This window comes from Slackia sp. CM382 (assembly GCF_000293015.1).
GTDB lineage: Bacteria > Actinomycetota > Coriobacteriia > Coriobacteriales > Eggerthellaceae > Slackia > Slackia exigua.
In genome coordinates, this window is the sequence record NZ_ALNO01000011.1 from 196,479 (window position 1) to 221,048 (window position 24,570).

The following is a 24,570-nucleotide window of genomic DNA, read 5'->3' on the forward strand; positions in this document are numbered from 1 at the left end:
CCGTATGCGTGGGTGCATGACGGGGAATCCGAACGGCGCCGTTGGATAACGAGGAAGGAACCACCATGAAGATCGATATGGCCGAGGTCGAAGACCTGCTGGGAGAAGATCCCCATATGCTGCTCGTCGACGTGCGCACGCGTGCGGAATTCGATGAGGGGCACATTCCCGGAGCGGGGAACATGGCCGTGGACGACATCTGCGACTGCCTGTACGACGAAGCGATCGCCGAACGCGGGCTCGATGGGATCGCGCACGCGCGGGGCATGGAACTGTCCGACGACGCATCGGTGATCGTGCTGTATTGCCGAAGCGGCCAGCGCAGCGCGCGTGCCGTCGAGCATATGGAGGCGCTCGGATACATGAACGTGTACGACGCCGGCGGCATCGGCGGCTGGCACGGCGAAGTGGTGACGAGCGCTCAGGAACGGGCCGAGAAGCTTCTCGAAGCGGATAAGGCGGCCGTCGCAGCAGCCCGGAAGACCGGACATGCGCGAGGGCATGGCCATGATCGCGCCTGCAGCTGCGGGCACGATCATGCCGAGGACTGAACCCGTTCTCGGCATGATCGGATTCCCCCGTCCTCTGGCGATCTGAGAACGTCCTGCTCAGATAACTAATGAAAAATTAAGTATTTACGCAAGCGCCTGCTTTGGTTCGTTTCAAGGTAGGCGCCTCCCTCTGTCTTGGACATAGAATCCGCAGTAGAGAGTTCCATATCGAGAGAGAGGGAAGAGGGAGACATGGCGGATTACTTTGGAACCGATACGGTCGCATCCGAACTGCGTGAAGACGGGCTTCTCGTCATTCGCATCAATCGTCCCGACGTCGCGAACGCCTTGAACGGCGAGACTTCCGCGGCGATGGAGAACATCATGAACCATGCCGAGGCCGACAAGGCGGTTCGCGCCATCGTGGTCACGGGCACCGGCAAGGTGTTCTGCGCAGGCGAAGACCTCGGCGAGCTTTCTGCGGGCGGGGAATGCCAGACCGTGACCGAGCACGGCTTCGGCGGCCTGACGGCGCGTCTGTGCTCCAAGCCCGTCATCTGCGCCATGAACGGCTCTGCGGCCGGAGGCGGTCTCGAGATCGCCCTTTCGTGCGACATGGTCGTCGCATCCGAGCGCGCGAAGATGGGATTCACCGAGGTGGGCCTGGGCATCATCGCCTCGACGGGCGGCCTCGTCCGCATGGCGCGCGACGTGAACCGCAAGGATTGCATGGAGCTTCTGCTCACCGGTCGCCGCATCAAGGCCGACCAGGCGAAGGCGCTCGGCATGATCAACTACGTCGTTCCTCCCGAGGAGGTGCTCGACAAGGCGATCGAGCTCGCGGAGGAATGCCTCAAGAACGCGCCGCTCGCCCTCAAATGGACCAAGTACGTCGTGCATGCCGCCGATCAGATGTCCGAGGAGGACGCGATGCGCTACAGCGACGCCGCGTACCGGTTCCTCGAGAAGACCGAGGACGGCATCGAGGGGCCGAAGGCGTTCGTCGAGAAACGCGATCCCGTCTGGGTCGGCCGCTAGGCTTCGATCGGCGCATACGAAAGCCCATCGAAAGGAGGGGTGCGCAGGGCGCGCATCCCTTCTTTTTTCGCGTGTCCCTTCATCCGATGGCGATCGAAGAGGGCGACGGCCGGATTCGTCGTGCGCATATGCGGCGCAAGGAATCTAGGCACGGAATGCGCGAGCGGGGGTTTTCGCGATGCGAGCTAGGCACGGCGGCCTCGATGCGGGCGTCCCTTCGACGCGCGGCCTTGCGGGCGGCACGAGCCTTCCTTCTGGCGCGACCCGCGATCAGGCCTCCCGTTCGGGCGCAACCTGCGATCAGGTTCCTCGTTCTGACGCGATCCGCGACCCTCCTACGAGGGAAACGGCCAGTAGTCGGGAAGCGTGTCGATCGCGGCCCTGTCCGTCGGCGCTGTTTCTCCGGCGGGCACTTTGCGCTTGGTGACGTATTCAATGAGGTCGGACCGCTTGTGGATCTGGGTCTTCGCGTAGATGTGCTGGATATGGGTCTGCGCGGTGTAGCTGGATATGAAGAGCTGCTTGCCGATCGCTTCGGCCGTGTATCCGCGCACGACGTACGAAAGGACGTCCTTTTCGCGCGAGGACAGGCCGAACTCCTTCGCGACGGCTTCGATCTGCAGGTCGAGCTCGGCAAGGGAGTCGATGGGGGCGGTCAGCGCGGCGATCGCGTATTCGCGACGCACGAGCGGGATGATGAGCACGACGAGGATGATCATGAACGCCATGGTCACCGGGGTGAGCAGCAGCTTCTCAAGGGCGGCGTTGTGCTCGAAGACGACGGCGATGCCGTTGCCGACGAGTATGCCGGCGCGTGCGAATCCGCCGGAGAAGCCGAATGCCGTCGCGGGGCTGATATATCCGTTCGACGAGAGGACGCCGATGTACATGAGGAGCAGGATCTCGCAGATGAGGGATATGGTCAGCGCCGTAAGGAAGGCGGGAAGATACAAGGCGACGTCGTTCGCGGCATAGAGGATGACGGCTATGGTCGCGAATGCGAGCATCCAGGGGAACAGACGATAGATGTCGAATTTCCGGGACAGCTTCCCGAATGCGCCTATCACGCCTAAGACGGTGCCTCCGACCAAGGCGCCGACCGTGAACGTCGAATCTCCGAACGCCAGGTCGGGCACGGGAATGATGGCGACCACGAAGTAGCATGCAGCGCATGCGCTGATGCAGATTCCTCCGACGACCAGGGCGTTTCTGAATCCTTTGCTCCGTTCGTTCTGGGGGAGCGGCTTGGGGTAGTCGAGGCACGTCGCGCTCGTGCGGATGCGGATCAGACACCAGCTCGACATGATGGGCAGCAGCGCGACGAACGCGTCGCCTGCCAGCGTCGGCAGGACGATGGTCGCCGCGAGGGAGAAGAGCACGACGGCGCTCACGGTCAGCGCGACCTGTCCGATATGGTATGACGCCTTGATCGTCGCGTACCATTCGCCCCATTGGATCCAGAGCAGCGCGTTGAAAATGCCGAGCGCGATAGGCAAGGCGATGGTCATGACCGGGTTTTCCGTGGTCGAGATGCCGAGGCAGAGCGCGAGCCCTCCCAGGGAAAGGACCGCAGGCGTCACGTAGAGCAGAGGCTTCACGTCCGAGAGGTGCCGTTCGCTGCGCAGAAGCAGGGGCGTGACGAACAGGGCAAGGGTCGAAGAGGCGAGCATGACGAGCCAGGCCACCGTGACCTGCCACGCGAGCAGCTCAACGTTCAGATATGCGTTCGGGACGAACCATATGCAGTGAAACCATGCGATGATGAGCGATATTCCCACGTAGAGCGTGATGGCCGGCTTGCGCTTCTTCGCGGCGGCCTTATCCGTCAGGACGCAGGAATCCTGCGCGGCCCCCTCGTGCGATTTCCTGGATTTCACCTGATCGGCCATAGCGACTGCCAATCCCTTCTTCGCGTTTCCCTATGCATCGGAGGTTCAGAGGCAGGCCGCGTCGAATTATGGAGCCGCGCCTCGTGACGGATGGGATATGAGATTCATCGAGCTTGGTGCTGACGGGTTCATTAGATTAAACCACCCCGGCGACGTTCTGTCATCGGGAAACGGGAAAGGAGAATGCGCCTTTCCTTCGCACGGGGCTTTCAACGGATCGGCTTTCGTCAGCCGATGCGCTCGATGCCGGCATGCACCGTGCGGCGCAGCGCTTCTCGCGCAGCCGTTCCTCCGAAGGAGGAGGACGACTGCGCGTCCCGAGGATCGCGAAAGGTTCGATTCGTTCGGTCCTTCACGGCGGCACGGACGTTCGGGCTGCGTTCCGGCTTTGAGGCCCGGATCGAAAATCGCATCACCATACACAATATATTGACGCATGAAATGAAAAGCACATTATTTTGCGTACTAGAAAACTAAGTAATCGGCCATTACTCGTTTTCGAGCGATGCTTCATGAATCCTCCATGTGGAGAATCTCCATAAAACGACGCCGGAAGGACGGCAATGGATGGGCGTTCTTCCGTGGCGCGTCGTGAAGGGGACCTCACGCGGCGAAGGGAGGCGAGAGAGGCGGGGTCCCGTCCTGCGAGCGCATCTCCCCTATTCCTTTACGGTGACGGGCCTATAAGGAATCGGGGAGCTGCAGGGTTGGATGCATTGCATACTCGAAGAAGGGAAGGCTCATGCTGCTTGCAAAGAGCAAGGGTGAAGTCACCTACAAAGATATCTCCGGACTTCACAAGTGGTTCCTGATCATTCTGATCTCGATGGGTTCATCGGTCGTATACACGCCGATGTATCTGAAGAACATTTTCTACGATCCCCTGATGCAGGCCATCGGATGCAGCAATGCCGACTTGGGCATGATGGTTTCCATGTACGGCATCGCGGCGGTCGTCTGCTACCTGCCTTCGGGCATCGTCGCCGACAAGTTCCGCATGCGCACGCTTGCGACCGTCGGCTTCGTCGGGACGGCGGCTCTCACGTTCGTCTACGCCGCGCTTCCGTCCCTCGTCGTCTGCTACATCATCTTCCTCGGCATGGGAGTCACCTCGATTCTCATCTGGTGGGGCACCCGCTACAAGGTCATCCGCCTGTGCTGCGAGGAAAACGAATACTCTCAGAAGATCGGCATCAGCTATTCGATCTACGGCCTGGCGGGATTGGTCGTCGGCCTCGTCAACACCGCGATCGTCGCATCGTTTGCCGACGCCGTCACGGGCGTGCGCGTCATGATCGTCTTCCTCGGCGCGATCCTGCTCATCATGGGCGTCCTGTCCTATATCCTGATTCCCGACTTCAAGGGTGAGATCAGCCAGAACTCCGGTCTCTTCGATCTCAAGGATGCCGTCGAGGCGTTCAAGTGGCCCGGCGTCATCTGGGCGGCGCTCACGATGTTCTTCGTGTATTCCGTCTATCAGGGCGCGACGTACACCACGCCCTACATGACGCAGGCCTTCGGCGCGGACGACACCCTCGTCAACGTCATCGGCCTCATCCGCACCTACGGAATCGGCCTGCTCGCCGGTCCGGTCGTCGGCTGGCTTGCGACGAAGATCAAGAGCGCTTCCAAGGCCATGGTCATCTGCTTCCTGCTCTCCATCGGCCTGCTCATCGGCTTCATCATCATGCCGACCACTGCCGGCGTGGCCGTCGTCGCCTCCATGGTCGTCCTATTCGGCTTCACGACCTACGGCGCCTTCTCCATCGGTTCTTCTCCGCTGTCCGAGATCAAGATGCCGATGCGCATCTTCGGTACGGCCACCGGCCTGCTGTCCGTCATCGGCTTCATGCCGGACATGTTCATCCACGCTTGGTACGGCTCGATGATCGATGCGAAAGGCCTCGATGCCTATCCGCAGATCTTCGGGATCGAAACCGCTCTCGCCGTGATCGGGATCTTCTGTCTGGCCATGCTTCTCCGCACCGTGAAGAAGCATTCCCAGCAGATCGAAACCGAAGGCACCGAATAACCGGCATCACGTCCGCGTCGGCCGCCTCGAACCTTCGACGGCCGACGCGCATCCGAGACGGAGAGGAGATCTTATGGACAACAAGCTCGATGTCATGCCTCTCATGACGGATCAGATGAAGGCCGTCGTGCGCAAACAGAAAGAGCTCGTGGAGGATGCATTCGCGACGGATGTCGGATACGACGAGATGCGTGCGAACTACATCAAGGAGCGCCGTTTCTGGAACGAAGGCGGCCCCGTGATGTCCTCTACCGAAGAGATGGCCCTCGAAGGCCCGGCAGGCCCGTTCCGCGTGCGTCTGTATCGTCCGACCGCATCGGTCGAGGCGCGCCCTGCGATCGTCTATATCCATGGGGGCGGGTTCGTCGTGGGAAACTGCGATACCCACGACCGCGTCTGCCGGCTGATCGCCGCAGGGACGGATGCCGTCGTCGCGAGCGTCGACTACCATCTGTCTCCCGAATCGAAGTTCCCGACGAATATCCGGGAATGCGCGCTGGCGGCGCGGCACATCCATGAGCATGGTGCCGAGCTCGGCATAGACGGCGACGATATCTCTCTTGCCGGCGACTCGGGCGGCGCGGTGCTTTCCATGGCGACCAACCTATGGCTTCGCGACGAGGTGGGCGATAACGCGTACGTGAAGGCCCTGCTGCTCTACTACGGCTACTACGGCCTGCGCGATTCGTGCTCCCGCCGCCTCTTCGGATCCTCCATCGACGGTCTGAGCAAGGAAGATCTGGCGTATTACGATTCGTGCTGGATAGGCGACCTGACGGATGAGGCGCTGGGCAGCCCGTACTACGACATGCTTTCGAACGATCTCAAGACGTCCATGCCGGGCTGCTACATCGCGTCGGCCGGGCTCGATCCTCTGCGCGACGACAGCGCATGCCTGCATGCGATCCTCGACGAGATGGGCGTTCCCAACGTCTATGAGAATTTCGAAGGCGTCCTGCATGCCTACATCCATCACACGCGCATGCTCGACGAAGCCAACGTCTGCATCGAACACAGCGTCGATTTTTGGAAACGGCGACACGAGTTCGCTTAGCAAGAAGGCCGGCAGCGGGCCTTACGGCCCGCAGGCGCCGGCTCACCCGACGGCGCGCCGCAACGCGCGCCCCCGATACAGAGGAGGACCTCCATGGACTTCAGTTTGACCGATGAGCAGGAGTTGATCGTCGAGAGCTATCGCGACCTCATGGAAAGCGAGAATTGGGAGACGTATTTCCACGAGTGCGACGAGAATCACACGTATCCCCTGCGATGGACGAAGGCGCTCTGCGACCTCGGGTTCGACAGGATCCTTCTTCCGGAGGAGCACGGCGGGCTCGGGCTCGAGGACCCCAACGTCACGCTCATGGCCATCTACGAGGAGCTCGGCCGCTACGGCGCCCCGACCTACGTGCTCTATGAGCTCACCGGCTTCACGACCATCCTGCGCGAGGGCACGCCTGAGCAGATCGACGCCATCCTCAGCTCCCTGGGCTCAGGCGAGCAGATCTTCAACTCCGCCTGCACCGAGCCCGGCGCGGGTTCCGATGTCGGCGGCCTGACCACGACCTACACACGCCGCAATGGGAAGATCTACCTCAACGGCACCAAGACGTTCATCACGTCGTCCAAGGGCGTCAAGTATCTGATCATCATGTGCCGCGATGCCGATAACCCCGATGTCATCAGCGAATTCTTCGTCGATATGTCCAAGCCCGGCATCGAGCTGTCCCCGCTGCCCAAGCTCGGCCTTCGCATGGATTCCTGCTGCGAGGTCTATCTCAACGACGTGGAGATGGAGGAGAAGGACTTCTTCGGCACGGAAGGCAACGGCTTCAACCGCGGCATCGCCGACTTCAATTTCGAACGCTGGCTTGTCGGCGCCTGCGATTACGGCACGGCGATCTGCGCGTTCGAAGATGCCGCGAAGCACGCCTGGCAGCGTATCGCGTTCGGCAAGCCCGTCGCCCGCTTCCAGCTCAACACGCTGAAGTTCTGCACCATGAAGATCAAGCTCGACGCCATGAAGCACATGCTGTACGAGGCGGCCTGGAACGCCGACAGGAACGCGGGGAACTACGACGCCGGCGCGGCCGCGGCATGCAAGTACTACTGCGCGAACGCATCCTTCGAGGTCGTCGACGATGCGATGCAGATCATGGGCGGCATCGCGGTCGCGAGCGAGCATCGGGTCAACCGCATCTGGCGCGACCTGCGCGTCGATCGCGTATCCGGCGGCACCGACGAGATGATGATCCTCACCGCGGGCAAAGCGGCCATCAAGCCGTTCCGCCCGTAGGCCCGCACGTCCATCGAACGATTCGGGAAGAGCGCGGAGTGCGGCCGCCGAGGCCTCGCCGATGCGCGCGACGACGGCGCGTCGCGCTCCGCCTTCATACGAGTAAGGAGACCACACCATGTCACTTCCAACCGAGAAGCCTTCGTTCGGCGTCCTTGATGGCGTGAAAGTCGTGTACGCAGCCGTCGAAGAAGCCGTTCCGCGCGCGTGCGACCTCATGGCCGACTGGGGCGCCGACGTCGTCTGGCTCGAGAACACCGGCGCCGGCGACACCGTGCGCGACACGAAATGGGTCAAGCAGGCCGAGCGCCGCAACCAGCGTTCCGTTTCGATGAACTACTTCAGCGATGAGGGCAAGGAGATCATCCGCAGGCTCGTCGCCGACGCCGATATCTTCATCGAGGCGTCGAAGGGCGGCACGTGGGCGCGCAAGGGCATCACCGACGAATTCCTGTGGGAGGCGAATCCCAAGCTCGTGATCGCCCATGTGTCCGGCTTCGGCCAGACCGGCGATCCGGGCATGGTCAAGCGCGCCGCCTACGACCTGACGGTCATGGCGTATTCGGGCTACATGAGCCAGAACGGCACGCCCGATCAGCCGATGAATCCCGGTCCGTACACGGGAGACTACATCAATTCGCTCATGCTGCTCAGCGCCACGCTTGCGGCGCTGCGCAAGGCCGACCGCACCGGGCAGGGGGAGAGCATCGATTTCGCGATGTACGAGACGTTGCTCACCATGGGTCAGTATTACCTGGTCGATTACTTGAACGAAGGAATCGTCTGGCCGCGCCCCGGCGCCCGCAACCAGAATCTCTGCGGCATCGGCGAATACGCCTGCGCAGACGGCTTCATCGGGCTGTGCCTGTACGGCGTCAGCCAGAACAAGTACCTGCTCGAGACCATCGGGCTCGGCCATCTTTGGGGGACCGAGGACATTCCCGAAGACTGTTCCGCCCTGTGGCTCTCGAACCCGCATGCGGCCGAGATCGAGGCGCGCCTCGACGCCTACTGCCTCGCGCACAGCAAGTTCGACATCGAGCGCGATTTCTCCGAGCACCGCATCGCCGCCCAGGTCGTGAAGGAATTCCCCGATCTGGTCGAGGAAGAGCACATGAAGCTGCGCGAGAACTGGCTCGAATGGGAGATGGAAGACGGCGGTACGTTCAAGGGCCTGAACGTCTTCCCGAAGTTCCAGCAGACGCCCGGCCAGGTCTGGCGTCCGCTGCCTTCCCTGGGTGCGGACACGGCCGACGTCCTTGCGAAGATCGGCTATACGCCCGAGCAGATCGCAGATCTCGAGGCCGCAGGGATCGTGAAGACCGCGTAGCGTGCCTTTCCGCGGGCCGGCCCGTGCGCGGGCGGCCCGCATACGTCATGGCCGCGATCGACAAAGGGGGGCGATAAGGCGTCATGCGTCTGTCCGACAGAGAGACATTGCGTACCTGGTGGACGGGGCTCGTCGAGCGCTGCGGCGATCGGTGCTTCCTGCGTTTCCAGGCATGCGACGCTTCGACGAGGTCGTTCACGTATGCCGAGTTCTACGCGTACGTGAGGCGCATGGCCAACTTCCTCATCGAAGACGGGGTGCGGCCGGGAGAGAACATAGCGGTGCAGCTGTACAACTCTCCGGAGTCGATCGCCGCCCTTTTCGCCATCACCGAGGCAGGCGCGGTTTCGGTGCCGTTGAATATCCAGCATAAGCTGGATGAATGCGTGCGCGTTATCGAATGCTGCAACATAGGGCGCATCATCACGGACCCTGATTTCCAGGAATACTACGATGGGCGCGAAGGATCGTATGCCATGCCCCGTCTGTACGTGAGCCACGCGTCGGACGGAACGCTTTCGCCCGGATCGATCGACTTCGATGCCGCGGTCGCGCGGCAATCGGACGTGCTGTCGGAGGTCAGGCCCCAGGCAAGCGGCGACGTCGTCGAGATCATGTTCACGTCGGGGACGACCTCGGCGCCGAAAGGCGTGGAGGTGACCCATGCCAACTTCGTGCTGAGCGGGCAGTACGGATGCTGGCAGCATGCCATGCGGCCAGACGACGTCTTCTTGACGACGATGCCGGCGTTCCATTCGAACTTCCAGCTTGCCGCCTTGACGCCCGTGCTCGCGGCAGGAGCGACCCTCGTCTTCGTGGCCAAATACAGCGCGCGAAGGTTCTGGTCCCAGGTGGTAAGCCATGGCGCCACGCTCACCCAGATGGTGTCCATGATGGTGAAGACCACGTTGATGCAGCCGGCCGATGCGCACGAGCGCGACCATCGCCTGAGAAGCATCCAGTATTATCTTCCTTTGAGCGAAGAGGAGAAGGATCGCTTCGAGGATCGGTTCCGCGCGCGTCTCCAGAACTGCTACGGGCTGACCGAATCCATCTGCTGGGCGGCGACGGAGCCTCCTTTCGAACGGGGGCCGTGGCCTTCGGTCGGGCGCGTCGGCATCGGATACGCCGTCGAGGTGAGGCGCGCCGACGGCTCGTGCGCCTCTTCCGGCGAAGAAGGGGAGATCTGTATCCAAGGCGTTCCCGGAACGACGCTTATGAAAGGGTACTATCAGGATGCGGCCGCGACCGCGCAGACGCTAGACGGCGACGGATGGCTCCATACCGGCGACGTGGGCGTCTTCGATGAGCGCGGATGGCTCTTCTTCGTCGACCGCGATTCGAACATGATCAAGCGGGCGGGCGAGAACATATCCGCCGCCGAAGTAGAGCATGCGATCATGGAAATGCCCCAGGTGAAGGAAGCTGCCGTCATCGGCGTCGCGGATCCTGTGCGCGACGAGGCCGTGAAGGCCTTCGTGGCGCTGGAAGCCGGCGCGCACGTCTCGGCCGACGAGATCCGGTCGTTCTGCGCGCAGCGTCTCGCGGATTATAAGGTTCCGGGTTTCGTCGTCTTCGTCGATGCCCTTCCGAAGACGAGCGTGGGGAAGGTCGCCAAGAAGCTCTTGCGCGAAGAATAGGTCTTTTCGCATCGATGGGTCAGCGCGTTTCGCTTCACGGCAGGCGTTGCGGCTTTGCATCGGAAGGAGAGGCGTTTCCCGGCGCGCCGCGTTCGCGCCGAATCCGACAAGGAGTGATGCGTTCATGAGCGATATCAAAGGCAAAACCAAGGTCGTGAGTCCGCCGGGTTCGTCCGACCGTTCCGACCCTTCCATCGTCATCGACGATGTTCCCATGACTCCGTTTTTACGCCGCGTCTCGATCTTCTCAAGCGGAGGGTCGTTTCTGGACGGATACGTCCTTTCGCTGATAGGCGTGGCATTGACGCAGATCAAACCCATGTTCGATCTGACGCCGTTCGAGAGCGGAGCCGTCGGAGCCTCGGTCATGCTGGGCATTCTTTTCGGAACGATATTCGGCGGGTATCTGACCGATGCCATCGGACGCAAGCGCATGTTCACGCTCGACGTGATCGCCATCGGGGTCTTCTCGGTCCTAAGCGTCTTCGCGACGACCCCTGCCCTGCTCATAGCCGCCCGTTTCGCCGTCGGCCTCTTCGTCGGAGCGGACTATCCGATCGCCACGTCGCTTATCGCGGAATATACGCCGCGCAAGCACCGGGCGATTTCCATGGGGGCCGTTTCCGCGGCCTGGTACCTCGGCGCCACGGTTGCGGCGTTCGTCGGATACGCCCTGTACTCCGTCGACGGAGGCTGGCGTTGGATGCTCGGAAGCGCGGTCATTCCCTGCGCCGTCCTGCTCATCGGACGGCATGGCATTCCCGAATCGCCCATCTGGCTCGCCCAGAAGGGGCGGGTCGAGGAAGCGCGCAAGATCGTCGAGGACATCTACGGCCCGGGCGTCGAGATTCCGCACGAAGACGTCACGGAGAAGATCCCTCTGGGGCGGCTGCTTGCGAGCGGATACCTCAAGCGCATGCTCTACGTCGCCATCTTCATCATGTGCCAGGTCGTGCCGATGTATGCGATCTACATCTTCGGCCCCGACATCATGTCCGCCTTCGGGCTCGGCGAAGGCAGGGCCTCCATCCTCGGCGAAAGCGCCGTGAGCCTGTTCTTCCTCGTGGGAACGATACCGGCGATGTTCTGGCTCAATTCCATGGGCCGCAGGAAGCTCGTCATCCTCAGCCTTTCCATGATGTTCGTCGGGCTGCTCGTCCTCGGCATCTGGCCGACTGCCCCGATGTACGTCGTCATCGCCGCCTTCGGGCTCTACGCCTTCTTCAGCGGAGGGCCGGGAATCCTGCAGTGGCTGTATCCGAACGAGCTGTTCCCGACTTCGGTGCGCGCTTCTGCGGTCGGCATCGCCATCGCCTTCACGCGCATCTTCACGATCGCGTCGACCTACGGCATGCCGTTGTTCTTGGAAGCCTTCGGGATCGGTGCGACGATGCTGGTTGCGGCCGGGCTCGTGGGGACAGGGCTGGTGCTGTCGTATATCATGGCGCCGGAGACCAAAGGGCAGACGCTTCTGGAGTCGAGCTCTTTGTGAGGGTCGGCATCTCAGGCATGGAAGGGCGTGCGATATGGACGTGAGGATAGCGCTCGATGCGCGGAACAAGAAGATGATCGCGATCGTCGTGCTGGTGCTTGCGGGGACGATCGCGGCCGTCGGCGGGGCCATGGTCGCATTCCCGGACAACGTCCGCGCGCGCCTGGCCGTTCTCGTCCTCGCGCTCGCCGCGGTCGTGGGCGCGGTCTTCTGGATCCTTCAGAAGTTCGTGGCGCGGCGCTCCGAAGAAGACGCGCGGGCGGCGGGCGAGCGCATCATCGACGCGTACCGCGACGGCGGAAGCGTGAAGGGGCTTCTGGGCGAATGCGAACGATACCTCGATGCGAACATAGCCCTCGAGGCGAGGATCGATTTCATGGAGCGCATCGCGCGCATGCTGATCGAAGACGGGCATGCGCGCGATGCGCGCACGGTCGTCGCGTTCATGACCGATCGCAATCTTCTGCCCGACGGGGAGCGCAAGCTGGATGCCGCCGTGCGTCGGCTCGGCATGTGATCGCCTGCATGAAGAACCGCGCCCCCGAATCCCGGAACGAATGGCTTCCTGGTTCTGGGGGTGCGGTTCGGATCTGGGGGAGTGCGGTTCGATAAGGCTTCGCCTTTTCCGTCCATGCGCGCCTGCATGGCCGTCGGCCCTTCGCCGGCTTAAACGGCTTCGCCCTCGACGAGGATCTGCGGCCGTTCGGGCACGGCGATGTAGTTCCTGGTGTTGGCAAGCCCCATGGCCACGGTCGATCCGTTATGCAGGAGCGACGACGTCTGGGGCGTGATGACGCCGGCGATGCCGAGCGCGAGCAGCGCGGAGTTGAACGCCATCGTGCGGACGAACGAGCCGTCCAGCCGCTCGATCAGACCCTGGCTCAGCTTGCGCAGGTTCACGATGCTCTCGAGGTCGGATCCCGTCAGGACGATGTCGGCGACTTCCTTGGCGATGGCCGAGCCCTGGCCCATCGCGATTCCCACATCGGACTTCGAAAGGGCGGGGGAGTCGTTCACGCCGTCGCCCACCATGGCGACCACGTAGCCTTCGGCTTTGAGCTCATCGAGATAGGCGAACTTGTCCTCGGGAAGCATGTTGGCCCTGAATTCGTCGATGCCGGCCTCCGCCGCGATGCGCTCCGCCGTCTTCTCAGCGTCGCCGGTAAGCATGACGATCTTCTTGAAGCCGAGCGTGCGCAGCATATGCAAGGAGGCCTTCACATTGTCCTTCAGCGGATCCTGGAGCCCCAGGACGCCGACGAGCGTGCCGTCGACCGCCAGATAGAGCGGGGAGAGCCCGTGGAAGTCGTCTTCGAGCTTCTTGACGAGCGCGCAGGGAATCTCCACGTGCTCGTCTTCCACGACGAAGTGGCGCGATCCGATGACGACGCGCTTGCCGCCGAGCGATGACGCGATGCCGTGCGCGACGATGTATTCGACCTCGGCGTGGCGCTCGCGATGCTTGATGCCTCGTTCGGCGGCGGCGTTCACGACGGCGCGCGCGACGGGGTGCGGGAAATGCTCTTCCAGGCAGGCGGCCAGACGGAGGATCTCCTCCTCGGGCCATTCCGGGACGATGGGGTCGATCCGCACGAGCTTGGGCGTGGCTTCCGTCAACGTGCCGGTCTTGTCGAAGACGATGGCGTCTGCCTTCGCGAAGGTCTCGAAGTGCTTCGCCCCCTTCGTCATGACGCCCATCTTGGCGGCGTTGCTCATGGCGGTCATGACCGCCACCGACCCGGTCAGCTTGAGCGCGCAGGAATAATCGACCATGAGGGCGGCCGACGTCCTGACGAGGTCGCGCGTGGCGAGCGCGACGATGCCTGCGAGCAGGAAGTTGTACGGCACGATCCGATCCGCCATGCGCTCCATGCGCGACTGCGCCTCGGATTTCAAGGCATCCGATTGCTCCACCATCGTGACGATGCTGCGCAGGCGGGTGTCGCCCGCCTCGGATTTGACGCGCACGAAGATCTCGCCGTCTTCGACGGTGGTGCCCGCGTACACATCGTCTCCGACGCCGCGCGGGATGGCGAGCGGCTCGCCGGTGAGCGTCGCCTGGTTGACGGCGGCCTCGCCGCGTTCGATCACGCCGTCGACGCTGATGGCCATGCCGGTGCGCACGACGATCAGATCACCCGCCGCAAGATCGACGGTCGGGATGGAGATCTCCTGGTCGTCCTCGATCTTCTGCGCGCGCTCGGGAATGTCGAGCAGGGACGTGATGAGCTCGTTCTCGGACGCTGCGCGCGTGTATTCCTCGAACGTTTCTCCGACGTTGAGCAGCAGCATGGTCTCGCCGGCCGTCGCGGGGTCTTTCTTGACGAACGACATGGCGATCGCCGCGGCGTCGAGCACGGGGACGGTCAGCCGCCCTTTGAGCAGCTCGTCGATGCCGGCTTTCAGGAACGGCAGGAACGCGGCGACCGTGAAGGCCGCGCGGATGGGTGCGGGAAGGAACCAGCGCTTGGCGAAGTACGCGCCGATGAGGTTCGCCAGATTCAGGAAGAGGCGGTATGCGCGCGGGGCCAGCGTGATGGCGTATTCGCTGCGGGCCTTCTCGATGTCGTCGGGCCCGATCGAGCACAGGTGCCCGATGACCGACCCGCGCGCGCCCTCGACAGGCGTGTACTCGACCGCCATCTGCGCTATGCGTCCGTATACCCGCACCTTGGTCACGTACATGCACTGGTGCGCGACGGTGATGAGCGCGTCGATATCGCGTTCGGGGACGCGACCGGCGAGCCCGAGGCGCATATGCCCGGGAAATTCCTTCATGATGCGTATCTGCATGTCGCAGCTCCTTGCGATGCGTGTGCGTGCGGGCGGCGGCCCTCCTGACGAGAATCGGCTAGCCTCGTGCGAGGGCTAGCCGATTCGTGAAACGTCCGCGCGAGGCGCGGTCAGGCCGGGTTATTCGGCCTCGGCCTCGGGCGCGGCGTTGATGAAGTTGGCTTCGGAGACGATGTCGTCGACCTCGGCCTTGGCCTGCTCGACGATGTCTTCGTAGCTCTGCTTGGCGCGCAGTCCGGCAGCGACGCCTTGGACATAGCATTTACGCGCGGGCTCGCTCTTCAGGGCCTTCAGGCCGAGGGTGCCGATGAGGAAACCGCACCCGATGAAGCCCCACTCCTTCTTTCCGAACATATCCGCATCCTTTCTCTTAGGTGTCGTGTCTGCGTGAAGGTCGGACGCAGCCTTTCGAAAGGGTCGCGAACGATCTCTTGGCAGTGTTATATCACACGCGCAGCGGTTAATCGCGGTAAACATGAAGCGTCATCCTTTTCTAACAAATATGCAGGTCAAATGCACGTATGCGGTACACTTGGGTAACTTTTCCTCTAGGGCCGCGGCAGGGTTTCGAACGTGTTTCCAGGTTTGGGCGCGATGCGATTCGTCGCGCGAGTTCAGCCGAAAGGTGCAGATTCAGGTAACTTGCGCCGCGAAATGTTAGACTCGGGTGCGATCGAGTGCGCGTATCGCGCGCCGACGCACGGATGGGCGCGTCGCAGCCGTGCGCATGCGCCCGTCGCGGACCCGTGAAATGCCGTAGTTTTCAGAGGAGTTTCTTCATGAATGCTTCAACTTTGGTCATCGTCGCCGTCATCGTCGTGCTCGCGTTCTTCGCCGGGCGTCGCATGTTCGCCGTGTATTTCGGGAACAAGGGGTGCTGCGGGGGCGGATCCACGAAACCGTACGCGAAGAAGTTCGCGAACGTGACGGTCGAAGACACCGACGAGTCGCACTATCCCTATGCGCTCGAGCTTATGATCGGTGGTATGACCTGCTGCAATTGCACGCGCGCGGTCGAGAACGCCATCAACAGCCTGCCGGACGTCTGGGCCACGGTCGACCTCGAAAGCCGCAAGGCCACGGTTCGCTCGAAGCAGCCTCTCGATCAGGATGCCGTCGAATCCCTGGTCGATGCGGCCGGCTATTACATCATCCGCCTTCCCAAAGAGGCCGCGGAGAACTGAGCGACGCATCGGGCTTGCGGCTGAACGGCCGTCACGCCGCGCACGGACGTTCCTGCGCAGCGTGACGGCCGTCGTCGCGCATGCGCCGGCTTGAGGCTGCGTGCGAGCGCCTCGTCCGCATCGCCGGCGCCGCGCCGTCCCGTCCGCGCATCCCTATACGGTATAATCCCTCCCGCTGCTTATCCGCAGCGCCGTTCGGCGCGAACCGACGAGGGGGAACGACGTGGCCATTCGCAAGATGACGAAGGCGGAGAAGAGCTGGATCATGTACGACGTGGGCAATTCCGCGTTCGTGCTGCTCTCGACGGCCTTGATCCCGGTCTATTTCAGCTCGATCGCCACAGGAAACGTCGTTGTGGCTTGGGGATACGCCGAAACCATCGCATCGCTTGCCATCGCGCTCGTCATGCCCGTCCTCGGCAGCCTCGCCGACATGAAGGGCATGCGCAAGAAGTTCGTCGCCGGCACGGTGGGCACAGGCGCCGTCGCCTGCGTGGCCCTCGGCCTGCCTTCGTGCGCGTTCGTGTTCCTGCTCGTGTACGTGATCGCGTCCATCATGCTCAACTCGTCCATGGTCTTCTACGACGCCCTTCTGGTGGACGCCACCGACGAAGACCGGTTCGACATCATCTCCAGCAACGGTTATGCCTGGGGCTATCTGGGAAGCACCGTGCCCTTCATCGCGTGCCTGGGGCTCGTGCTGGGTGCGGGGTCGATCGGGCTGTCAACGCCGACGGCCATGAAGCTCGCCTTCGCCATCACGGCGCTCTGGTGGATCGCGTTCACGATTCCCCTGATGCGCAACGTGCATCAGTCGCATTTCAAGGAACGCCCCGAGCGTCTTTTCGCGGATTCGTTCAAGGGCCTGCTTGCGACGCTGAAGAACATCTGGAGCGAAACGTCGCTGCGCTACTTCATCCTCGCGTACTTCTTCTATATCGACGGCGTGCATACGATCATCCGCCTGTCCACGAGCTACGGCACCGATCTGGGCATCAGTTCGACCCAGCTCGTGCTCGCGCTTCTGGTCACGCAGTTCGTCGCCTTCCCCTCGGCCATCGTCTACGGACGCATGGGCGCCCGCTTCGGCACCAAGCGCATGCTGCTCGTGGGCATCCTGGGCTACGCCTTCATCACGTTCTTCGCGGCGCTCTTCTTGCGCAGCGCCGTCGAGTTCTGGATCCTCGCCATCATGGTCGGCCTGTTCCAAGGCGGAATCCAGGCGCTTTCGCGGTCCGAATTCGGCAAGCTCGTGCCGAAGGAGCACGCCAACGAGTACTTCGGCTTCTTCGACATCTTCGGCAAGTACGCTTCGGTCATGGGAACGTTCCTGGTCAGCACGATCACGGTGCTCACGGGCATGAGCTCGATCGGCGTGTTTTCGCTCGTGCTTTTGTTCGCCGTCGGATTCGTCTTCATGTGGAAGGTTCCGGATTCCGTGCGCGCCGACGGGGCTTCCCAAGGATAGGGAAGGCGTCGCGCGGACGCCGTCCTGAGCGGGCGGAGATTCCGGAAGACGTCTCGCGCGCCGCGGCGCGCCGTATGCAGCGGGCTCGGCGCCGCGGTCCCGCGCCATGCGTCCGCATGCCCGGACGAGCTTCGTCTCGCGGTTTGTGCCCGGAAGGCAACGGAGCGTTGACGAAAGGCGGAGAATCTTCCGGAGCCGCTTGCTTTCATCGCCGTCCCCGCTAGGATGTGCCTCACGAATACACGAGGAGGCGACTCATGAGCGATATGCCCCGGTCCGCTGAGGATGAGATAGAAGAGTTGAAGGCCCGGATCGCGGAAGCGCAATCCCGTATCGATGAGCTGTCGTCTCGGGCGACGGACGCACCTTCGGCTCCGGCATCCGCGGATGAGCCCGCCCAGGATGCACCTTCGGCTCCGGCATCCGCGGATGAGCCCGCCCAGGATGCGGCGTTCGCACCGGCTGCCTCGACGCCGCCCGCAGCTTCCGGAGCCGGCGTCCCGGGCCCTTCGTATCAGCAGGCGCCCGCCCAGCCGTTCTCAGAGGGCATGCCGCAGCCCCCGCAGTCCTTCGCACCGCACGGCCCGTTCGCTGCGGGCAGCGTTTCCGCCCAAGGCCCGTCTTTCCAACGGCCTTCGGACGCGTACGCGTATCGGCAGCCGGAGCCGACGTATCAGGCCGCGGCTCAGCAGCCGGGCCCGGCGCAGCCTTCGGGCGCCCCCTGCGGATGCCGGCAGCAGGCCTCTCGATACCAGGCGTCCGGTCCCGCGTCCTATCCGCCCTACGGGTATCGGGATCCCGCGCCCGCGCAGAAGGATCACGTCGTCGCCGGGCTTCTCGCCATCTTCTTCGGCTGGCTCGGCATCCATAAGTTCTATCTGGGCTACCCGATGCCCGGATTCATCATGCTCGGCATCACGCTGCTCGGAGGGACGGTCACCTTCGGCCTTGCCAGCATCGCCATGGGCATCATCGGCGTCATCGAAGGCATTCTGTACCTGACGCGTTCGCAGCTGGAATTCGAGCAGCTCTACGTCTGCGCGAAGAGGGAATGGTTCTAAGCTCCGAACCTATGGTTCTAAGTCCCGCATCCATGGTTCGAAACCCGAACCCGCCGTCGCTTCTCCACGTGTCCGACCTCATCTGTGTGTTATCTGTGAACGTAATGGGGTAGAATTCGAGCCATCCGAAATTACCGGAGAAAGGGCGAACCTGGAAAGGTACGGTGGTTTTCATGGCAGCTCCTGAGACCTTGCATGTCCGCAACATCGTGTTGGTCGGACAGGATGGTGCGGGCAAGACTTCCCTGGCAGAGGCAATGCTTTATATTTCCGGCCAGACTTCGCGCATGGGCACGACCCACGACGGCAAATCCTGCATGGACTACGATCCCGAGGAAATCAAGCGCAAGTTCACGATGAGCACCTCCATCGCCCCTATTCCCTATAACGACTATAAGATCAATCTGCTCGACACGTCGGGCCATCCCGATTTCATCGGCGATACGCTCGCCACGATGGAAGCCGCCGAAATGGCCATGTTCGTCATCGATGCCGTTGCGGGTCCGCAGGTCATGACCACGCGTCTGTGGCACGAAGCCGAATACATGCGCCTGTCGCGCTCCGTCTTCGTCAACCATATCGACCGCGAGAACGCCAGCTTCGACGTCATCATGGCGCAGCTTCACGCGCGCTTCGGCAGCCGTCTGGGCGCCGTCACCATTCCCATCGGCGTCGATCGTGAATTCCGCGGCATCATCGACGTTCTGCGCATGAAGGCGCATTACATCGATGGGGACAAGGATCGCGTCGAGGAGATTCCGCCCGAATACGCCGACGTGGCGCAAGCCGCGCGCGACAAGCTCTGCGATCTGGTGGCCGAGGCCGACGACGAGCTCATGATGAAGTATCTCGACGGCGAGGAGCAGCTGACGCAGGCCGAGCTCGAAAGCCTGTTCGACAAGGCCATCGCCCAGGAGCTCTTCATCCCCGTGTTCGTCGGCTCGACCATCATCCTTCAGGGCATCAAGAGCCTGATGGACGACATCTGCACCTACTTCCCGCATCCGACGGCGCACGGCCCCATCGCGCTGGCCGACGGCGGCGAGATCCGCGTCACCAAGGAAGACCAGCAGCCCGCGGGCTTCGTGTTCAAGACCCTGTCCGATCCGTACGTCGGCCGCCTGAGCTTCGTGAAGATCATCTCGGGCACCTTCGCGCCGGGCGTTGAGCTCATCAACGCGCGCACGCGCAAGAAGGAGCGCATCGGCCACATCGATATCATGGTCGGCAAGGAGACGCGTGACGTGAAAAGCGCGTTCGCCGGCGACATCATCGTCATCCCCAAGCTTACCGAGACCCGCACGGGAGACACCCTTTCTCATACCGGCGACGTCGAAATCGCCCCGCTCCCGTTCCCCGAGCCTCTGTATCCGGTGGCGATCGAAGCCGCCGAGAAGAAGGAAGAAGGCAAGCTCGGCACGTTCCTGGCCCGCCTGACCGAGACCGATCCGACCATTCGCGTCGAGCGTCGCGAAGAGACGCATCAGACCGTCATCACGACGATGGGCGAGGCGCAGGTCGAGACCATCCTCAACCGCCTGAAGGAACAGGCCGGCATCGACGTCAGGCTCGTCGACGTGCGCATCCCGTATCGCGAGACCATCCGCAAGGCTGCCGAGGCGCAGGGTCGCCACAAGAAGCAGACCGGCGGCTCCGGCCAGTTCGGCGACTGCTGGCTGCGTCTTGAGCCGAATGCCGGCAAGGGCTATGAATTCGTGGATGCGATCAAGGGCGGCGCCATTCCCGGCAGCTTGGTTCCTGCCGTCGACAAGGGCGTTCAGGAAGCCATGCTCGAAGGGTTCCTCGCGGGATATCCGATGGAGGACATCAAGTGCACCGTGTACGACGGGTCGTATCATCCGGTCGACTCGAACGAGATGGCGTTCAAGACCGCCGCGCGCATCGGCTTCAGGGCCGCATGCGAGAAGGCCGATCCCGTGGTGCTCGAGCCTATGGCCGATATGAGCATCGTGGTCGGAGAGGAATTCGCCGGTCCGGTCATGGGCGATGTGTCCACGCGCCGCGGCCGCATCATAGGCACCGATTCCGATGACTGGGGAAATACCGTCATCATGGTGCGCGTTCCGTATGCCGAGGTCGTCACCTATGCGAAGGACCTACGCAGCCTCTCGCGCGGCACCGGCAGCTATTCCATCGAGATCGAAGGCTACGAGCAGGCGCCGTTCGACGTCCAGAAGAAGCTCGTGGAAGCGTATCAGGCACGCAGGGCTGCGGGGAACTAGGCGCGTTTCCAGCGCGCCTGTGCGGCGCCGTTCTGCATCGGCATCGCCGAATGCGGCGCCTCGTTCGGCGACGCCGTTTCGTGTTCGAAGGGCTCCGGCGCAGGCCGGAGCCCTTTTTCATGCGTCAAGGCGAAGTCGGACTATGCAGAGGGAACGAAATGCGGCGATGGCGATTCTTCGCGTGCAGGAAGGATCGCGATAGATGCGGCTTGGATAGGTGCGGCCTGAAAGCGCCGGTGCCGCATGCGTTCACAGTCTGCCGGACACGCAGGCGATGCGGTCGACCGCATCCACATAGGCCAGATGCAGTTCGGTGCCGTACAGCTCGCTTAAGCGCGCGCTGGTCAAGGCGGTTGCGGCATCGCCGACGGCCAGGGTGCCGTCGGCGTTCAGCAAGGCGACCTTCCCGCCTAAAAGGATGGGCTGATCGGGATTATGCGTGGTCATGACCACGGCGTACCCGCGTTCGGTCAGTTCTTTGCATGTGCGCAAGACGCGGATCTGGTTGCCGAAATCAAGCGCGCTCGTGGGCTCGTCGAAGAGGATCGCTTCAGGATCCTGCACGATCGCGCGCGCCACGGCGACGCGTTGGCGCTCGCCTCCTGAAAGGTGCGACACGGTGCGGTCGGCGAGCTTTTTCAGATCGAGCTCGGCGATGGTGCTCTCCACGCGCTCGTAATCCTCCTCTTTCGGCACGGCGAACATGCCGATGCGCGGTGCGGCGCCCATGACCAGGTATTCACGTACCGTATAGCCATATGTCACGGCGATATGCTGGCGCACGTAGCCGATATGCGCGGCAAGCTCGCGCGCCGAGCAATCGCAGACGGGACATCCGTTCACGTTCACGTATCCTCCGGTCGGCGTCGCCAAGCCCGCGATGCAGTTCAGCAGCGTCGATTTCCCGGCGCCGTTCGGTCCGAGCAATGTGAGCATCTCGCCCTTCTCGACGGCGAACGATACGTTTCTGAACACGTCGCCGCGACGGTTCGAATAGCGGAACGCGAGGTCTTGGACTTCGATCAAGGGTGCCATGCGCAAGCCTTTCAGACGGATTCGTTAGTCGACATCGCGTTGCTTGATCAGGATATAGCCGAAAATGGGCGCACCGACGAGGCCCGTCAGGATGCCGAGCGGTATTTCGTAGCCCGATATGTTGCGGGCGAACAGATCGACCACCATCATGAACGCGGCGGCGACGAGGATGACCGTGGGGATGAGCCGTTTGTTGTCGGAACCCACGATGCGCCGCGTCACATGCGGAATGATGAGGCCGACCCAGCCGATGGTGCCGGCGATCGAGACCGCGCTTGCCGTGAGCAGCGTCGACGCGACGATGATGACGGCGCGTTCGCGCTTCAGGTCGACGCCCAGCGACCGCGCGTCCTGCTCGCCTAATGAGATGAGGTTCAGACGCCAGCGCATGGCCACGAGCACGACGGCGGCGACGATCATGACGGGGGCGGTGTAGACAAGCACCTTGAAGTCGACTTTCGCAATGGATCCGAGCTGCCAGTACACGATCTCGGCAAGCTGCGTGTCGGGGTCGGCGACGTATTTCATGAGGCCGAGGATCGATGACATGAACCCGCCCACGATGACGCCGGAAAGCACCATCATCACGTTCGATCGGCGGTGCATGAGCTTCGGGATATTCACGGTGACGAATACGGTGATCAAGCCGCCGACGAACGCGAAGATCTGCGTTTGCCAGGTGTTCATGTACAGCAGGATCGACAGGGCGGCGCCGACGCATGCGCCGTACGACACGCCGAGGATGTCGGGCGAAACCAGCGGATTCTGGAATACGCCCTGATACGAAGCGCCCGATAGGGCGAGCGCCGCACCGACGAGGAAGGCGGCGACGACGCGCGGCAGGCGGATGTTCATGATGACGTTGTATTCATTGGGCGTCCAGGTCGCTTCTTGCCCCGTGAACGGCGACGCGAGGATGGCGAGCGTCGTGCCGATATCGGTCGAGAAGCGGCCGATGCCGAGCGAGGCCACGGCGAGCAGGACGACGACGATCCCGCATGCGGCAAGGACGATGCCGAGGGGTATCTGCCGTGCGCCTTCGACGGTCGCGTCTTCGGCGGCGAACCTTCCGGGCCGGGTCTTCCCGGAACGTGCGGCCCGCATGCCTTCGGGCGTTTCGGCGGGTTTTTCGACGTCTGTCATATGCGTCTCCGAATCATCCTTGCAATTCGCACTGCTCGAAAAACGACGGCAGAAGCTTGTATTTATCCTTGTATGAAAATAATATACTTAATCCAGCATGCATAGGGCCTTGCATGCGGGATTCATGGATGGTCGAAGAGGGAGGGAATGCATGGCACGCTACGATGAGATCTCAAGAAGGCAGTTCGTCAAGATCGGGTCGGGAGTCGCCGCGGCAGGCGTGTTCGCCGGCTTGTTCGGCTGCGCGAAGGGGTCCGACTCGGGTTCGGAGGGTTCTTCCGACGGAGCCGCGACTCCTGAGGCCACGACGACGACCATCACCGACCTTAAGGGCGATCAGGTCGAGGTTCCGACGAAGATCAACACGATCGCCGATCTGTGGCATGCGCACAACCAGGTGGTTCTCATGCTGGGCGCAGGGGACAAGCTGGTAGGCACGACCGAGAACTTCAAGAAGGGCGCGTGGGTGCAGGTCGTGTATCCGAGGATCAACGACGTGGAAACGCTGGTCACGGGAAGCGGCGCGGGCGAAGTGAATTACGAGGAGGCCCTGAGCCTTCAGCCCGATATCGTGTTCACGTCCGATGAAGAGGTGACCGCGAACGCTCGCAAGCAGGGTCTCACGACCGTCAACGTCATGTTCCAGGACTACGAGGGCCTGCGCAACGACGTTGCTCTGACGGCGCAGATCCTCGGCAGCGACGCCCAGGACATCGCCAAAGAGTGGGAGAAGATGCTCGACGAGAACATCGATCTCGTGGCCAAGCGCATGAAGGACGTGGCCGACGCCGACAAGACGAAAGTCCTGCATATCGTCAACGGCAAGGACTACAAGATGGTCGACGGCAGGGGTACCATCGTCGACGAATGGATCAAGCTTGCCGGCGGCGTCAACGCGATCGAGCAGAACGGCAACCGTATCGAAATAACCGAGGAAGAGATCATCGGCGCGAATCCCGATGTCATCATCATCGGATCCGGAACCCCCGATCAGGTCGAGGCCCTGAAGGCCGACAGTGCATGGACGGGCGTGAAGGCCGTGCAGGACGGCGCCGTATACGCCAATCCGTCCGGCGTGTTTCCCTGGGATCGTTATTCCGGAGAGGAAGCGCTGCAGGTTCTGTGGGCCGCCAAGGCTCTGAATCCCGACACGTTCTCCGACATCGACATGGTCAAGGAGGTCAAGAAGTTCTACGATCTGTTCTATGGCTTCGCCATGACCGATGATCAGGCGCAGATGATGCTCGCGGGAGAAAAGCCCGCGTAGCCGCCTGCCGATAAGGCAGGGCGAACGCGCGCGGGACGATGTTTCCTGCAGCTTCGCGATCCGACGGGCGATGTCTGCAGGACGAGAGCGGATCCGGTCGCGTGATATCGTGCCTGCCCGTTTCGGATCGAAGACCCGCACACGGACGGCGGCCCCGCATCAAGCGGG

The 24,570-nt window shown here is 62.6% G+C and carries 19 protein-coding genes; 14 read left to right on the forward strand and 5 right to left on the reverse strand.

The features are described 5' to 3' along the window. Nucleotides 1-65: 65 nt before the first annotated feature. The gene (locus HMPREF1155_RS05135; RefSeq protein ID WP_006363170.1) at nt 66-551 is read left to right on the forward strand and encodes a rhodanese-like domain-containing protein; all 486 of its coding nucleotides are present in this window, start codon (nt 66-68) and stop codon (nt 549-551) included. A gap of 192 nt (nt 552-743) precedes the next feature. Beyond that, nucleotides 744-1,529, forward strand: coding sequence for an enoyl-CoA hydratase/isomerase family protein (locus HMPREF1155_RS05140; RefSeq protein ID WP_009078055.1), 786 nt, complete (start codon nt 744-746; stop codon nt 1,527-1,529). A gap of 335 nt (nt 1,530-1,864) precedes the next feature. Here the strand turns inward: HMPREF1155_RS05140 and HMPREF1155_RS05145 are convergent, their stop codons facing one another. Further along, nucleotides 1,865-3,418: a helix-turn-helix transcriptional regulator gene (locus tag HMPREF1155_RS05145; protein ID WP_009077838.1), complete on the reverse strand. Its 1,554-nt coding sequence runs from the start codon at nt 3,416-3,418 to the stop codon at nt 1,865-1,867. A 742-nt stretch (nt 3,419-4,160) separates the two neighbouring features. On the opposite strand from HMPREF1155_RS05145, the gene HMPREF1155_RS05155 reads away from it, so the two are divergent. The 7 genes from HMPREF1155_RS05155 to HMPREF1155_RS05185 all read left to right on the forward strand — a co-directional run bounded on the left by HMPREF1155_RS05155 (nt 4,161) and on the right by HMPREF1155_RS05185 (nt 12,725). After that, complete coding sequence (locus HMPREF1155_RS05155; protein ID WP_006363164.1) at nt 4,161-5,450, forward strand: MFS transporter; 1,290 nt, start codon at nt 4,161-4,163, stop codon at nt 5,448-5,450. Nucleotides 5,451-5,523: 73 nt separating this feature from the next. Continuing rightward, entirely contained in the window at nt 5,524-6,504 is a 981-nt protein-coding gene (gene aes, locus HMPREF1155_RS05160) for an acetyl esterase (protein WP_006363163.1), read from the forward strand. A 93-nt stretch (nt 6,505-6,597) separates the two neighbouring features. Further along, nucleotides 6,598-7,746 carry a crotonobetainyl-CoA dehydrogenase gene (gene caiA, locus HMPREF1155_RS05165; RefSeq protein ID WP_009077932.1) on the forward strand — a complete coding sequence of 383 codons (1,149 nt, stop codon included), beginning with the start codon at nt 6,598-6,600 and terminating at the stop codon, nt 7,744-7,746. Nucleotides 7,747-7,864: 118 nt separating this feature from the next. Further along, nucleotides 7,865-9,076, forward strand: coding sequence for an L-carnitine CoA-transferase (gene caiB, locus HMPREF1155_RS05170; RefSeq protein ID WP_009077861.1), 1,212 nt, complete (start codon nt 7,865-7,867; stop codon nt 9,074-9,076). An 83-nt stretch (nt 9,077-9,159) separates the two neighbouring features. Beyond that, nucleotides 9,160-10,716 carry a crotonobetaine/carnitine-CoA ligase gene (locus HMPREF1155_RS05175; protein WP_009078076.1) on the forward strand — a complete coding sequence of 519 codons (1,557 nt, stop codon included), beginning with the start codon at nt 9,160-9,162 and terminating at the stop codon, nt 10,714-10,716. A gap of 124 nt (nt 10,717-10,840) precedes the next feature. Continuing rightward, nucleotides 10,841-12,208, forward strand: coding sequence for an MFS transporter (locus tag HMPREF1155_RS05180; protein ID WP_009077864.1), 1,368 nt, complete (start codon nt 10,841-10,843; stop codon nt 12,206-12,208). A 34-nt stretch (nt 12,209-12,242) separates the two neighbouring features. After that, a complete protein-coding gene (locus tag HMPREF1155_RS05185; protein ID WP_009078036.1) occupies nt 12,243-12,725 on the forward strand; it encodes a hypothetical protein in 483 nt (160 codons plus the stop codon). A gap of 149 nt (nt 12,726-12,874) precedes the next feature. Here the strand turns inward: HMPREF1155_RS05185 and HMPREF1155_RS05190 are convergent, their stop codons facing one another. Then, nucleotides 12,875-15,001, reverse strand: coding sequence for a heavy metal translocating P-type ATPase (locus HMPREF1155_RS05190; protein WP_009077802.1), 2,127 nt, complete (start codon nt 14,999-15,001; stop codon nt 12,875-12,877). A 120-nt stretch (nt 15,002-15,121) separates the two neighbouring features. After that, on the reverse strand, nt 15,122-15,355 hold the full coding sequence (locus HMPREF1155_RS05195; protein WP_006363156.1) for a DUF6110 family protein: 234 nt from the start codon (nt 15,353-15,355) through the stop codon (nt 15,122-15,124). A 425-nt stretch (nt 15,356-15,780) separates the two neighbouring features. Between HMPREF1155_RS05195 and HMPREF1155_RS05200 the strand changes: the two genes are divergently transcribed. The 4 genes from HMPREF1155_RS05200 to fusA all read left to right on the forward strand — a co-directional run bounded on the left by HMPREF1155_RS05200 (nt 15,781) and on the right by fusA (nt 20,957). After that, nucleotides 15,781-16,185 carry a heavy-metal-associated domain-containing protein gene (locus HMPREF1155_RS05200; RefSeq protein WP_006363155.1) on the forward strand — a complete coding sequence of 135 codons (405 nt, stop codon included), beginning with the start codon at nt 15,781-15,783 and terminating at the stop codon, nt 16,183-16,185. A gap of 223 nt (nt 16,186-16,408) precedes the next feature. Next, nucleotides 16,409-17,653, forward strand: a complete 1,245-nt coding sequence (locus HMPREF1155_RS05205; protein ID WP_009077929.1) for an MFS transporter — start codon at nt 16,409-16,411, stop codon at nt 17,651-17,653. A gap of 257 nt (nt 17,654-17,910) precedes the next feature. Further along, the gene (locus HMPREF1155_RS05210; RefSeq protein WP_009077866.1) at nt 17,911-18,714 is read left to right on the forward strand and encodes a TM2 domain-containing protein; all 804 of its coding nucleotides are present in this window, start codon (nt 17,911-17,913) and stop codon (nt 18,712-18,714) included. Between the two features lie 173 nt (nt 18,715-18,887). Further along, entirely contained in the window at nt 18,888-20,957 is a 2,070-nt protein-coding gene (fusA, locus tag HMPREF1155_RS05215) for an elongation factor G (protein WP_006363151.1), read from the forward strand. 249 nt (nt 20,958-21,206) lie between these two features. On the opposite strand, the gene HMPREF1155_RS05220 is transcribed toward fusA, so the two are convergent. Both HMPREF1155_RS05220 and HMPREF1155_RS05225 read right to left on the reverse strand, forming a co-directional pair. Next, a complete protein-coding gene (locus HMPREF1155_RS05220; protein WP_009077816.1) occupies nt 21,207-21,992 on the reverse strand; it encodes an ABC transporter ATP-binding protein in 786 nt (261 codons plus the stop codon). 24 nt (nt 21,993-22,016) lie between these two features. Continuing rightward, nucleotides 22,017-23,135, reverse strand: coding sequence for an iron ABC transporter permease (locus tag HMPREF1155_RS05225; RefSeq protein WP_009077782.1), 1,119 nt, complete (start codon nt 23,133-23,135; stop codon nt 22,017-22,019). A gap of 151 nt (nt 23,136-23,286) precedes the next feature. Between HMPREF1155_RS05225 and HMPREF1155_RS05230 the strand changes: the two genes are divergently transcribed. After that, nucleotides 23,287-24,402: an ABC transporter substrate-binding protein gene (locus tag HMPREF1155_RS05230; RefSeq protein WP_009077972.1), complete on the forward strand. Its 1,116-nt coding sequence runs from the start codon at nt 23,287-23,289 to the stop codon at nt 24,400-24,402. Nucleotides 24,403-24,570 lie beyond the last annotated feature (168 nt).

What these genes read in the sequence shown, in the direction of transcription:
- HMPREF1155_RS05135 (WP_006363170.1), top strand. Translation starts at nt 66, where the DNA reads ATGAAGATCGATATGGCCGAGGTCGAAGACCTGCTGGGAGAAGATCCC.
- HMPREF1155_RS05140 (WP_009078055.1), top strand. Translation starts at nt 744, where the DNA reads ATGGCGGATTACTTTGGAACCGATACGGTCGCATCCGAACTGCGTGAA.
- HMPREF1155_RS05145 (WP_009077838.1), bottom strand. Translation starts at nt 3,418, where the DNA reads ATGGCCGATCAGGTGAAATCCAGGAAATCGCACGAGGGGGCCGCGCAG.
- HMPREF1155_RS05155 (WP_006363164.1), top strand. Translation starts at nt 4,161, where the DNA reads ATGCTGCTTGCAAAGAGCAAGGGTGAAGTCACCTACAAAGATATCTCC.
- aes (WP_006363163.1), top strand. Translation starts at nt 5,524, where the DNA reads ATGGACAACAAGCTCGATGTCATGCCTCTCATGACGGATCAGATGAAG.
- caiA (WP_009077932.1), top strand. Translation starts at nt 6,598, where the DNA reads ATGGACTTCAGTTTGACCGATGAGCAGGAGTTGATCGTCGAGAGCTAT.
- caiB (WP_009077861.1), top strand. Translation starts at nt 7,865, where the DNA reads ATGTCACTTCCAACCGAGAAGCCTTCGTTCGGCGTCCTTGATGGCGTG.
- HMPREF1155_RS05175 (WP_009078076.1), top strand. Translation starts at nt 9,160, where the DNA reads ATGCGTCTGTCCGACAGAGAGACATTGCGTACCTGGTGGACGGGGCTC.
- HMPREF1155_RS05180 (WP_009077864.1), top strand. Translation starts at nt 10,841, where the DNA reads ATGAGCGATATCAAAGGCAAAACCAAGGTCGTGAGTCCGCCGGGTTCG.
- HMPREF1155_RS05185 (WP_009078036.1), top strand. Translation starts at nt 12,243, where the DNA reads ATGGACGTGAGGATAGCGCTCGATGCGCGGAACAAGAAGATGATCGCG.
- HMPREF1155_RS05190 (WP_009077802.1), bottom strand. Translation starts at nt 15,001, where the DNA reads ATGCAGATACGCATCATGAAGGAATTTCCCGGGCATATGCGCCTCGGG.
- HMPREF1155_RS05195 (WP_006363156.1), bottom strand. Translation starts at nt 15,355, where the DNA reads ATGTTCGGAAAGAAGGAGTGGGGCTTCATCGGGTGCGGTTTCCTCATC.
- HMPREF1155_RS05200 (WP_006363155.1), top strand. Translation starts at nt 15,781, where the DNA reads ATGAATGCTTCAACTTTGGTCATCGTCGCCGTCATCGTCGTGCTCGCG.
- HMPREF1155_RS05210 (WP_009077866.1), top strand. Translation starts at nt 17,911, where the DNA reads ATGAGCGATATGCCCCGGTCCGCTGAGGATGAGATAGAAGAGTTGAAG.
- fusA (WP_006363151.1), top strand. Translation starts at nt 18,888, where the DNA reads ATGGCAGCTCCTGAGACCTTGCATGTCCGCAACATCGTGTTGGTCGGA.
- HMPREF1155_RS05220 (WP_009077816.1), bottom strand. Translation starts at nt 21,992, where the DNA reads ATGGCACCCTTGATCGAAGTCCAAGACCTCGCGTTCCGCTATTCGAAC.
- HMPREF1155_RS05225 (WP_009077782.1), bottom strand. Translation starts at nt 23,135, where the DNA reads ATGACAGACGTCGAAAAACCCGCCGAAACGCCCGAAGGCATGCGGGCC.
- HMPREF1155_RS05230 (WP_009077972.1), top strand. Translation starts at nt 23,287, where the DNA reads ATGGCACGCTACGATGAGATCTCAAGAAGGCAGTTCGTCAAGATCGGG.